General features: G+C 65.4%; 8 protein-coding genes and 1 pseudogene. 5 read left to right on the plus strand and 4 right to left on the minus strand.

Annotated elements, in window-relative coordinates; genetic code table 11:
* The first annotated feature begins 54 nt into the window (after window positions 1-54).
* Both N5C28_RS22450 and N5C28_RS22455 read left to right on the plus strand, forming a co-directional pair.
* Window positions 55-549: a 2Fe-2S iron-sulfur cluster-binding protein gene (locus tag N5C28_RS22450; protein WP_279825578.1), complete on the plus strand. Its 495-nt coding sequence runs from the start codon at window positions 55-57 to the stop codon at window positions 547-549.
* Window positions 540-4,088, plus strand: coding sequence for a molybdopterin cofactor-binding domain-containing protein (locus N5C28_RS22455; protein ID WP_279825579.1), 3,549 nt, complete (start codon window positions 540-542; stop codon window positions 4,086-4,088). Before N5C28_RS22450 ends, N5C28_RS22455 begins: the two co-directional genes overlap by 10 nt.
* A gap of 6 nt (window positions 4,089-4,094) precedes the next feature.
* On the opposite strand, the gene N5C28_RS22460 is transcribed toward N5C28_RS22455, so the two are convergent.
* On the minus strand, window positions 4,095-4,742 hold the full coding sequence (locus N5C28_RS22460; protein WP_279825580.1) for a TetR/AcrR family transcriptional regulator: 648 nt from the start codon (window positions 4,740-4,742) through the stop codon (window positions 4,095-4,097).
* Window positions 4,743-4,899: 157 nt separating this feature from the next.
* Between N5C28_RS22460 and N5C28_RS22465 the strand changes: the two genes are divergently transcribed.
* The 3 genes from N5C28_RS22465 (at window position 4,900) to N5C28_RS22475 (ending at window position 8,240) form a co-directional block, all read left to right on the plus strand.
* Window positions 4,900-5,817 (plus strand): AEC family transporter, encoded by a 918-nt coding sequence (locus N5C28_RS22465; protein ID WP_279825581.1) that lies wholly within the window; start codon window positions 4,900-4,902, stop codon window positions 5,815-5,817.
* Window positions 5,818-6,054: 237 nt separating this feature from the next.
* Window positions 6,055-7,359 (plus strand): CitMHS family transporter, encoded by a 1,305-nt coding sequence (locus tag N5C28_RS22470; RefSeq protein ID WP_279825582.1) that lies wholly within the window; start codon window positions 6,055-6,057, stop codon window positions 7,357-7,359.
* 101 nt (window positions 7,360-7,460) lie between these two features.
* Complete coding sequence (locus tag N5C28_RS22475; protein WP_279825583.1) at window positions 7,461-8,240, plus strand: TerC family protein; 780 nt, start codon at window positions 7,461-7,463, stop codon at window positions 8,238-8,240.
* Window positions 8,241-8,298: 58 nt separating this feature from the next.
* On the opposite strand, the gene prfH is transcribed toward N5C28_RS22475, so the two are convergent.
* The 3 genes and pseudogenes from prfH to N5C28_RS22490 form a co-directional block, all read right to left on the minus strand.
* Window positions 8,299-8,913: a peptide chain release factor H gene (gene prfH, locus N5C28_RS22480; RefSeq protein ID WP_279825584.1), complete on the minus strand. Its 615-nt coding sequence runs from the start codon at window positions 8,911-8,913 to the stop codon at window positions 8,299-8,301.
* A pseudogene (locus tag N5C28_RS22485) lies at window positions 8,913-10,049 on the minus strand (RNA ligase RtcB family protein). The gene prfH and the pseudogene N5C28_RS22485 overlap by 1 nt, the downstream one beginning before the upstream one ends.
* Window positions 10,050-10,261: 212 nt before the next feature.
* Window positions 10,262-11,443, minus strand: coding sequence for a hypothetical protein (locus N5C28_RS22490; RefSeq protein WP_279825585.1), 1,182 nt, complete (start codon window positions 11,441-11,443; stop codon window positions 10,262-10,264).
* Between the last annotated feature and the right edge of the window lies 1 nt (window position 11,444).

Below are 11,444 nucleotides of genomic sequence, written 5' to 3' on the forward strand. Positions count from 1 at the left end.
CCTGAGTACAACGGTAACGACGGGACTTGGGCCAACGGCAAAGCAAGGCATCCCATGGAAAAGAACCTGACCCTGCTGGTGAACGGGAGAACGGTGCAACTGAGCGCCGAACCCCAGACTCCGCTGCTGTACATCCTGCGCAACGACCTCGCCCTCAACGGCCCCAAGTACGGCTGTGGCCTCGGTGAGTGTGGCGCCTGCACAGTCATCGTCGATGGCCGCGCCACTCGCTCCTGCGTGTTCCCCGTGGCCGGTGCCGCTGGCCGCTCGGTGACCACCCTTGAAGGTCTGGGCTGCCGCGAACGGCCCCATCCGGTGCAGCAGGCCTTCATCACCGAGCAGGCGGCACAGTGCGGCTATTGCCTCAACGGCATGATCATGACCATCAAGGCCCTGCTCGATCGCAACCCCAATCCCAGCGACGCACAACTGCGCAACGAGCTCTCGGCGAACCTGTGTCGCTGCGGCACCCATGTTGAAATCATGCGCGCGGCCCTGCGCGCCGCTGGCCGCCCGGCCGCCCCGCACGGAGAAACCCCATGCGCCTGACTCGTGACCAATGGCTCGAACGCCAGGATGTACTGCTGGTAGTCGATACCATCCAGCCGCCCTCCGGCCCCATGCCCAAGGGCCAGATTCCCGAAGCCAAGCCCAGGGAGCTGGGTTTGTTCCTGGCCATCACCGGCGAAGACCAGGTGTACGCCTTCAACGGCCACGTCGACCTGGGCACCGGCATCCGCACGTCGTTGGCGCAAATCGTCGCCGAGGAACTGAACCTGGATCTGGAACAGGTGGAAATGGTGCTCGGTGACACCGAACGCGCGCCCAACCAGGGCGCTACCATCGCCAGCGCCACCATCCAGATCAGCGCCATACCGCTGCGTAATGCCGCCGCCGAGGCGCGGCGGCACCTGAGCCAACTGGCCAGCGAGCGCTGGCAGACCGGCAGCGAGCAGCTCATCCTGGAAGGCGGCCACTTCCGCCACCCCGACGGTCGCCAGTTGAGCTTCGGCGAACTGGTCGCCGGCCAGCACATCCGCCTGCACATCAGCGGCGACGCGCCCCTCAAACCGGCGAGCGAATACCGCCTGGTCGGCCAGGGCGCAGCGCGTGTGGATATCCCGGCCAAGGCCACCGGCGAACTCACCTACGTCCACGACATGCGCTTGCCCGGCATGCTGCATGGTCGCGTGGTGCGCCCACCGTACGCCGGCTACGACAGCGGCGAGTTCGTCGGCAACAGCCTGTTATCGGTCGACGAAAGCTCCATCGCCGACATCCCCGGCATCGTCGCCGTGGTGGTGATTCGCGACTTCGTCGGCGTGGTCGCCGAACGTGAGGAACAGGCCATTCGCGCCGCGCAGCAGTTGAAGATCGAGTGGAAACCCTGGACGCACAAGCTGCCCGACATGTGCGATGTGGCCCAGGCAATCCGCGATAACCCGCGCATCGTCCGCACCGTGCTGGACAAGGGTGACGTCGAGCATGCATTGGCCAATGCCGATCAACGCCTGACCCGCAGTTATCTGTGGCCGTACCAGTTGCACGCCTCGATCGGCCCGTCCTGCGCCCTGGCCGATTATCAGGAACAACACTCGCGGGTCTGGTCGGGTACGCAGAACCCCCATCTGTTACGCGCCGATCTGGCCTGGCTGCTGGAGTGCGATGAGAACCAGATTGAAGTGATCCGCATGGAAGCGGCGGGTTGCTATGGGCGCAACTGCGCCGACGATGTGTGCGCCGACGCCCTGTTGCTGTCACGGGCGGTGGGCAAGCCAGTGCGGGTTCAGCTGACCCGCGAGCAGGAGCATGTGTGGGAGCCCAAGGGCACGGCCCAATTGATGGAGGTGGATGGCGGCCTGAACGCCGATGGCAGCATCAGCGCCTATGACTTCCAGACCAGCTACCCGTCAAACGGCGCGCCGACCCTGGCGCTGCTACTCACCGGCCGTGTCGAACCGCTGCCGATGATGTTCGAGATGGGAGACCGCACCTCGATCCCGCCGTACGACTATGAGCACATGCGCGTCACCATCAACGACATGGCGCCGCTGGTGCGTGCATCCTGGATGCGCGGCGTTTCCGCCATGCCGAACAGCTTCGCCCACGAGTCGTACATCGACGAACTGGCATTCGCCGCCGGGGTAGACCCCGTGCAATACCGGCTGCAGCACCTGGACGACCCTCGCGCCAAAGACCTGATTCAGGCCACCGCCGAACGCGCCGACTGGCAACCCAGAACCCAGCCACAGCAGACGCCTGCCGAGGGTGATGTGCTGCGCGGTCGCGGCTTCGCTTATGCCCGCTATATTCACAGCAAGTTTCCCGGCTTCGGCGCCGCCTGGGCGGCCTGGGTCGCCGATGTGGCAGTAGACAGGCGTACCGGCGAGGTGGCGGTTACCCGCGTGGTGATTGGCCACGACGCGGGCATGATGATCAATCCGGAGGGCGTGCGTCATCAGATCCACGGCAATGTGGTGCAGTCCACCAGCCGGGTACTCAAGGAACAGGTGCAGTTCGAGGAGTCCAGGGTCGCCAGCACAGAATGGGGCACCTACCCGATCCTGACCTTTCCCGAAGTGCCCGCCATCGACGTGATGATGATGCCACGGCAAACGGAGCCGCCGATGGGCAGCGGCGAATCGGCTTCGGTGCCGAGCGCGGCCGCCATCGCCAATGCCATCTATGACGCCACCGGCCTGCGCTTTCGCGAGTTGCCGATCACCGCTGAGCGGGTTCGCGCTGCACTCAATGGTGGCGAAGCAGGCGGCACCGCAACGCCAGCTACACCTGCCGCCAGCAAGCGTGGAAAATGGTGGTTTGGCGGGTTGGCTGGGGTGTTTGGCGCGACGCTGGGGCTGCTGACGACCGCCCTGCCCTGGCGTGCGGAAATCGCTCCGGTGGCACCAGCACCATCGGGAACCTGGTCTGCCGCCACCCTGGAGCGCGGTCGACTGCTGGCGGCCGCAGGCGACTGCGCTGTTTGCCACACCGCCCCGGACGGCGTCATCAACGCCGGCGGGCTGGCCATGGATACGCCCTTCGGCACGCTGTACAGCACCAACATCACCCCAGATCGTGAAACGGGTATCGGCTCCTGGTCCTTCGGTGCCTTCGAACGTGCCATGCGCGAGGGCATCAGCCGCGATGGCCGCCACCTGTACCCAGCGTTTCCCTATACAGCGTTTCGCAACATCAGCGATACCGACATGCAGGCGCTGTACGCCTACCTGATGTCGCAGGAGCCGGTGAAGCAGCCAGCCCAGGCCAACAGAATGAGCTTCCCGTTCAACATTCGCCCGCTGATGGCCGGCTGGAACGCGCTGTTTCTCGGGCGTGGCGAATACCAGGCCGATACCACGCGCAGCGAGCAGTGGAACCGTGGCGCCTACCTGGTCAACGGCCTGGGCCACTGCGCGGCCTGTCACTCACCACGCAACCTGCTGGGGGCGGAAAAAGGCGGTCAGTCGTTTCTCGCCGGCGGTATGGTCGACGGTTGGGAAGCGCCAGCACTCAACGGCTTGCGCAGCAACGCCATTCCCTGGACGGAGGCCGAACTCAGCGATTACCTAAGCAGCGGTTTTTCCGAGCGACATGGCGTGGCAGCAGGCCCCATGGGACCAGTGGTCACCGAACTGGCGATGTTGCCCAAAAGCGATGTGCAGGCCATCGCCAACTACCTGATATCGCTCGATACGCCCGCACCGCAGACAACGACCTCAAGCACCGCCAATGCACCCGATACCCTGGCGCTGGCCCGCGGCCAGCGCACGTTCGAAGGCGCCTGCCAGGCCTGCCACAGCGATGGTCTCGGCCCCAAGCTGTTCGGCGTGAGCCCGTCGATGGCCGTCAACAGCAACGTGCATAGCGCCATACCGGACAACCTGCTGAACGTTATTCTGCATGGCATCGACAAACCCGCCACCCCGGAGCTGGGCTACATGCCAGCCTTCAAGGACAGCTTCAGTGACCGCCAGGTGGCAGAGCTGGTCGCTTATCTACGCCACCGCTTCGCCAGCGAACGACCGGCCTGGAACGGCCTGCTGGAAAAGGTCGCGCAGATCCGCGCCAACCCCGGCAGCCACTGATCGCCATCATCCCTGCGCGCGGCGTAGCCCGCGCAACACCAGGTCGCAGATGAAATCCAGCCAACGCTGCTTCTGTTCGGCAGTGGCCAGGCCATCGTCGAGAAAGCAACTGAGGGTGTGCAGGTTGGAGTTGTAGAAGTAGCACAGCGAGGCAATCATCAGGTAGACGTGATTGAGCTCGATATCCTCGCGGAACAGCCCCTGCTCCTGCCCTGCCCGAATGATCGGCTGCAAGACTCCGACGGCCTTGCCGGACAACGCGCGCAGGTTGCCGGACTTGCGCGCGTGCACGCCCTTGAGCAGGTTTTCCGTGCCCAGAATGGTGATGAATTCCGGGTGCTTGAGGTAATAGCCCCAAATGAAGGTAACCATCTGGCGCACGGCCTCCTCGGGCCGGCTCAGGTCGAAGCGCTGACGCGCCTCGGCGCGATTGAAGCGCTCGTAGATGGACTCCAGCACGCAGACGAACAGCTGATCCTTGTTGCCGAAGTAGTAAAAGATCATCCGCTCGTTGCACTTGGCCAGGCTGGCGATCTGCTCGGTACGCGCTCCGGCATAACCCTGGCGGCTGAACACGATGACAGCGGCCTTGAGAATCGCTGCCCGACTGCGATCGGCCTGGGCGACCCGGGTGCCGCTCTTGGGCTTGTCCATGGGTACTCCGCAGAGGAAAGGGAACCAAGTATGCGTCATCGGCAACACCCGCTCCAAGGCGAGCGCCTGGCCACGGCGCATTTACCCACCACCCTGACGACTTGCATGCTCGCCAAACGCTGACCAAGATAGACGCCTACCACCACCGGGGGTCCCCGTGACAGAACTGCTGCTGGCCCTCTGGCCATTGTTCGCCTTGATCGTTGCCGGCTACTACCTGCGCCGCCGCGCCTTTCCCAACGAGGAGTTCTGGCCCGGTGCCGAGCGCCTCAACTACTTCATCCTGTTTCCTGCCCTGCTGTTCAGCAGCCTGGCCAAGGCACCGCTGAACAACCCGGCCTTGCCGCGCCTGGCGTTGGCGGTGATGCTGGGGCTGGGCATCGGCTGGCTGGCCCTGCTCCTGGTCAGGCGCCTGCGTGGCTGGCCTGCCGGACGTTTCGGCGCCTTCAGCCAGGGCATTCTACGCTTCAACACCTACCTGGGGCTGGCCGCCGTCGGCAGCCTGTTCGGCCAGGAGGGCCTGACCCTCGCCGCGCTGATGCTGGCGCTGATGGTGCCAACCGTGAACGTGCTGTCGGTCTGGTCGCTGACCGCCGAGCGCGGCGTGAGCGCCCGCAGCCTGCTGCTGCCGATCATCAAGAACCCGCTGATCCTCGCCTGCCTCGGCGGCGCCCTGGTCAACCTCAGCGGCCTCGGCCTGCCGGGTGGCAGCGATCGCCTGCTCAGCCTCCTGGCGGCCGCCAGCCTGCCCCTGGGCCTGCTGTGCGTGGGCGCGGCACTGAAACCCGAACAGCTCACCGGTGAAGTCCCGGCCCTGGCCTGGAACAGCCTGCTGCGCCTGCTGGCCATGCCCGCACTGGCGTGGGCCGTCGCCTACGGCCTGAACCTGCCGCCCATGGAAAGCACCGTGCTGGTGCTGTTCTTCGCCCTGCCCACGGCGCCGACCGCCTACGTGCTCACCCGCCAGCTCGGCGGCGACAGCCAGCTCATGGCCGGCATCATCACCCTGCAGACCCTGCTGGCCGTCGCTAGCCTGGTGCTCATCCTGACACTGATCCAAGGCATCGCGGCCTGATCCCACCGTTCATCCGCTGCGTGGCCATCGTCACGCAGCGAAAGCTCGCTGAAAGCTTCGCCCCCTAGCATGTGCGCATAGCCGGCATCCGACCGGCCGATCCCGATAACAACAAGATGGTGATTGCCATGTGCCGCTGCAACCGTTTCCCCGCCCTAGCCATGCCCGCTCTCCACCTGCCGACGGCCTCGCGCTGATTCCACTCAGCCCACGCCGCCCCCTCTGGAGACTACTGCCATGCTGACATTCCTTGGCTTCGCCATGGTTTCGACGTTCATGTTCCTGATCATGAGCAAGCGCCTGTCGGCGCTGATCGCGCTGATCATCATCCCGATCCTGTTCGCCCTAATCGGCGGGTTCGCCACCGAAATCGGTCCGATGATGCTCGAGGGCATCAGCAAGCTCGCGCCCACCGGCGTGATGCTGATGTTCGCCATCCTCTACTTTGCGGTGATGATCGACTCGGGCCTGTTCGACCCGCCCGTGCGCCTGATCCTCAGGCTGGTCAAGGGCGACCCGATGAAGGTCGCCGTCGGCACCGTGGCCCTGGCGCTGATCGTGTCTCTGGACGGCGACGGCTCCACCACCTACATGATCTGCGTCGGCGCCATGCTGCCGCTGTACAGCCGCCTGAAGATGAGTCCGACCATCATGGCCGGCCTGATCATCATGGCCGGCGGCATCATGAACATGACCCCGTGGGGCGGCCCGACCGCCCGCGCGGCCAGCGCCCTGCACGTCGATCCGTCGGACGTGTTCGTGCCGATGATCCCGACCATGGTGTTCGGCGCGATCGTCCTGTTCGGCGTCGCCTACCTCTATGGCCTGCGTGAGCGCAAACGCCTGGGCGTGCTGCACCTGCCGGACGAGCAGGTCAACCACGAAGAAATCAGCGTGTCGCAGTTCCCCGAGGCGCGTCGCCCCAAACTGCTGTGGATCAACGCCCTGCTCACCGTGGGCCTGATGACCACCCTGATCGCCGGCCTGCTGCCGATGCCGGTGCTGTTCATGATCGCCTTCAGCATCGCCATGATCATCAACTACCCCTGCCTGCAGCAGCAGAAGGAGCGCATCGCGGCCCACGCCGGTAACGTCCTGGCAGTGGTCGGCCTGATCTTCGCGGCGGGCATCTTCACCGGCATCCTCAGCGGCACCGGCATGGTCGATGCCATGTCCAAGAGCCTGCTGGCGGTCATCCCCGATGCACTCGGCCCACACCTGGCGGTGATCACCGCGCTGGTGAGCATGCCGTTCACCTTCTTCATGTCCAACGACGCCTTCTACTACGGCATCCTCCCGGTGCTGAACCAGGCCGCCTCCGGCTACGGCATCAGCGCCGTGGAAATGGCCCGCGCCTCCATCGTCGGCCAGCCGGTGCACCTGCTCAGCCCGCTGGTGCCCTCGACCTACCTGCTGATCGGCCTGGCGAAGATCGAATTCGGCGACCTGCAGCGCTTCACCCTGAAGTGGGCGGTGCTGGTGTGCATGGCCATCATGGTGACTGCATTGGTGCTGGGTGCGTTTCCGCTATTCGGTAGCTGAAGCGCACATATTTTGACGAAATTTTCACACGACTGGCGTTAGAATCCGGCACCTGGCCGGTATCTGGCGCCAGTCTGTTCTATCACTCGCAAGGAACCTCTATGGAATGGCTGACCAACCCGGAAATCTGGGTTGCCTTCTTGACTCTGACTGCTCTGGAAATCGTCCTGGGCATCGACAACATCATCATGATCGCCATTCTGGTCGGGCGCATGCCGCCTCACCTGCAGGCACGCACCCGGATGTTCGGTCTGGCCCTGGCCATGGTCACGCGCATCCTGTTGCTGCTGTCCATCACCTGGATCATGCGTCTGACCACCGACCTGTTCCACATCTTCGACCAGGGCATCTCGGGCCGCGACCTGATCCTGTTCTTCGGTGGCCTGTTCCTTCTGTGGAAGAGCAGCAGCGAGATCTACCACGGCCTGGAAGGTGAAGACGAAAGCGCCGAAGCCCCGAAAGGCGCGGCCAAGCACTTCATCGGCACCATCATCCAGATCGCCATCATCGACATCGTGTTCTCCCTGGACTCGGTCATCACCGCTGTCGGCATGGTCGATCACGTACCGGTCATGGTCGCCGCGATCATCGTCGCCGTCCTGGTGATGATGCTGTCGGCCGGCACCATCAGCGCCTTCATCGACCGTCACCCGTCGCTGAAGATGCTGGCGCTGTCGTTCCTGATCGTGGTCGGTACCGTCCTGATCGCCGAAGCCTTCGAAGTGCATGTGCCGAAAGGCTACGTCTACTTCGCCATGGCGTTCTCCCTGGCCGTCGAAGCGCTGAACATCCGCATGCGCATTGCCCGCCGCAAGGCAGAAGGCAAGGACGTCGACGACCTCGACCCGGTCAAGCTGCGCAAGGACATCCCAGGGCAATAAGCCTGGCGGGATGACAAAAAAACGGGGCCTGATGGCCCCGTTTTTCGTTTCTGCACGGTTACCCCGGCTCGAACCGCTCACCGCGAAACACCCGCGTCGGGTTGCCCCGCTCCACCTGGTGGTGGGACAAGCGCCGCTCGGCACGCAGGGCGATGCCGGCCTCCTGCTCGCGTTGGGCCAGGCGCTGGCCGATCAGCAGCAGGGCCAGGCGCTTGTTGGCGTGCTGGCTGCGCTCGCTCTGCACCTTGACGCTGATGCCGCTGGCCAGGTGGGTGGCGCGCACCGCCGAGTCGGTGGTGTTGACGTGCTGGCCGCCCGGGCCGGACGAACGCAGGGTCTCGAAGCGGATCTCGCTGGCCAGTTCAGCCGCCGGTGCAGCGAAGCGCGCCCCGCCGAAGAACCAGTTCTTGCGAGCATGGGTCGGCCGGTACGGGCTGACGCAGATCCATTGCAGCGATCCCTGCCACCCCTGCGCCAGCGTGTCGGCCTGTCCGCCTTCCAGCGCCAGCAGCACCGAACGCAGGGTGCCCTGGCGTGGGCCTGGCTCCCGTTCGAGCACCTGCACCCCGACGCCCAGCGCCTGGGCTTCGTCCTGCAGCCTGTGCAGCGCCCTGGCCACGGCCAGCGCGCATTCATCCGGCCCCTGGGCCGCCGAGAGTTGGAGAAGGATCATCAGCAGCACCCTCCCCGCGTCTTGTAGGTCAGCACCGGCTTGAGCCGTGCCAGTACCCGCACCAGGCCCGCTTCGCGCAGCGCGCCGACCACCGAATCGATGGCCTTGTACGCCTCGGGCGCTTCTTCGTAGATCAGCGCGCGATCGGCACAGATCACCCGACTGCCCAGCGCGGTACGGCCCAGTTGCTCGACGCTGTAGCGAGCGGCGAGGCGGTCCTTGCATTCGCTGCGCACCTATTTGCGCCCGGCGCCGTGGGCCAGCGACAGCAGGCTGCGCTCGTCCGCCAGCGGCTGCACCAGGTAGCTGTAGTCGCCCCGGGAGCCGGGGATCACCACCAGCCCCTGGTCCGACGGCGTGGCGCCCTTGCGGTGCAGCCAACCGTGCTGGTTGCCGATGACGGCAGGCGATACCAGGTTGTGGTTGATGTCCAGCAGCGCCTCCCCCTCGCAGCGCAGTGCGTCGAGCATGCGCCGGGCGATCAGTTGGCGGTTGGCCTCGGCGAAACGCAGGGCGCCGTCATGCCGCGCCAGGTAATGCGTGCACGCTTCGCTGCCTGCCTCCAGGCCCTGATGACCGAACAGCTCGACCTGCTCGCGCAGGATCGCCTCGCCCAGCCCGCGCGAGCCGCTGTGCACCAGCAACAGCAGGTGTTTGCGGTCGATGCCGAGCGCGGCAACCGCGTCGGCGTCGTAGCAGGTGTCGAGTTGCTGCAGCTCGGCGAAGTGGTTGCCGCCGCCGATGGTGCCCAGGGAACGCTCGTGCCCCGAATGTGGCAGGCCGAAGGCCGCCACGGCCCCCTGCCAGCTGTCGTCCAGGAGCGTGTCGAGGTTGCCGAGGCGTTTCTCCAGCTTGTCCAGGTTCAGCTTGGCGGTGGCGATACCGGTGCGCCACAGCGCCATGCCGCAGCCGATGTCGTTGCCGACCAGGGCCGGGTACAACCGGCCCACGGAAAAGAACGCCGCGCCGACCGGATAGCCGCGCCCCGGGTGCAGGTCCGGCATGCCGGCCACCCGGTGCATGCCCGGCAGGCGTGCGGTGGTTTCAAGTTGCTGGATCGCTTTTCCTTCGATCCAGGTGTCGTCCGCGGCGATCAAGGCGATGCCGTCGGACAAATGGCGAATGCAAGTGCCCATAGTCCAATCCTGATGGGTTGAAACAGAAGATGTCTTGGATTGGCAGGCCGAAGGCCGGGCGTTGCGGGACCGCTAGCGGGTAGCGGAACGTGCGATCAAACCAGGCGCGACCTGCAAAGGGTAATCAGGGAATGCATGATGAACCTCCTTTGCTGTCGGTTGAGAGAAGGCGCGCATCCTATGCCGATGAGGCGCGCCGTGCAACACCCGCCTCAGTCAGGCAGCGTCAGTGGCAGGCGGCCGGGGTGCTTTTTGACCACGGCGTAGGGCAGCACCGGCCACTTGAGGCCCTCACATGTACGGTCGACCCGCGCGAAGACGGGATCGAAGACGATGCCTTTGTCATTGAGGTACCAGCTGGGGTAGTCCCAGACCTCAGGGTCGCTGTAATCGCAGCGGTCGGCATCCCCCGCACCTGACAGCTCGCCGGGCGCAATGCGCCGCCACTGCTCGACCAGCCAGGGCGCGAAATGCTCGTTGCGGTAGCGCGAGTAGGTGTTGAAATCCACCGAGTTGACGCTCGTGCGGCCACGCAACTCCACGTAGTGGAAGGCCGGGCCCTCACCAACCCAGAGCAGGTCCTCCAGGCCCAGCGGCTCGCCTGTCCGGGCATCCAGCGTGAGCGGCGCATCGCCAAAGTCGGGGTGCGCGCCGCCGCAGCTGTAGCTGGTGAAGATGCTCAGGCTGACGAGATCGGCCGATAACAACCCCGGGGTCACGGTCTGTTGGAACTCGCCCCAGTCACCGCCCGCCCCCAGCTTGCAGGCGTGGTAGCTGATGATTTCCTGGCGAAGCCGCTGCCGCAGCTGCTGGTTGATCAGGTCCAGTTGCGCCTGCGGGTAGCCGCTCACGACTTCGAACAACGTCAGGCCGGAAACCGGTTCCGTCCACCACTGCAGGTCGTGTCCCATGAAGCGCTGCACCTTGCCCGGCTGCAGCGGCGAATCCCTGAGGCGCAGGAACTCGTAGGGCGCTTCTTCGTGGAGCTGGTACCAGAAGGGCTCGGCGCCGGCCGGTGGCGCCTCGACGGCCGCCGGGACCAGATTGACGTCGAGGCGCTTGCCCTCGGGCCCGATCCACTCGCCCGCCCACCCATCGGCGGCGCGCTGCAGGACCAGCTCGGGACGAGGCGTATCGTCATAGCGATCCCGTCCTTCCACCAGGTTGACCTGCGAATGCTCGAGGCGCCCCTCCAGGGCCAGGTCGTGGCGGTACTTCTGGTAGAAGTAACGCCCCGTGACCCGCTCGGGATCGCGCACATCGAGCTCGATCACGATCGCCGCCCTGCCCAGCGTGCCGGTGAAGACTTCGGGCGCGTCGGCCGCCAGCAGTGCGGGCGACAGGGTCCACAGCAACAGCGCCGTCATCCGGCGCCGGAACAGTCCCTTGCTCATC

The organism is Pseudomonas sp. GD03944 (assembly GCF_029839275.1).
Lineage (GTDB): Bacteria > Pseudomonadota > Gammaproteobacteria > Pseudomonadales > Pseudomonadaceae > Aquipseudomonas.

Bases quoted from the DNA above. Each gene is read 5' to 3' on its own strand.
- N5C28_RS22450 (WP_279825578.1), top strand. From the start codon at position 55: ATGGAAAAGAACCTGACCCTGCTGGTGAACGGGAGAACGGTGCAACTG.
- N5C28_RS22455 (WP_279825579.1), top strand. From the start codon at position 540: ATGCGCCTGACTCGTGACCAATGGCTCGAACGCCAGGATGTACTGCTG.
- N5C28_RS22460 (WP_279825580.1), bottom strand. From the start codon at position 4,742: ATGGACAAGCCCAAGAGCGGCACCCGGGTCGCCCAGGCCGATCGCAGT.
- N5C28_RS22470 (WP_279825582.1), top strand. From the start codon at position 6,055: ATGCTGACATTCCTTGGCTTCGCCATGGTTTCGACGTTCATGTTCCTG.
- N5C28_RS22475 (WP_279825583.1), top strand. From the start codon at position 7,461: ATGGAATGGCTGACCAACCCGGAAATCTGGGTTGCCTTCTTGACTCTG.
- prfH (WP_279825584.1), bottom strand. From the start codon at position 8,913: ATGATCCTTCTCCAACTCTCGGCGGCCCAGGGGCCGGATGAATGCGCG.
- N5C28_RS22490 (WP_279825585.1), bottom strand. From the start codon at position 11,443: ATGAGCAAGGGACTGTTCCGGCGCCGGATGACGGCGCTGTTGCTGTGG.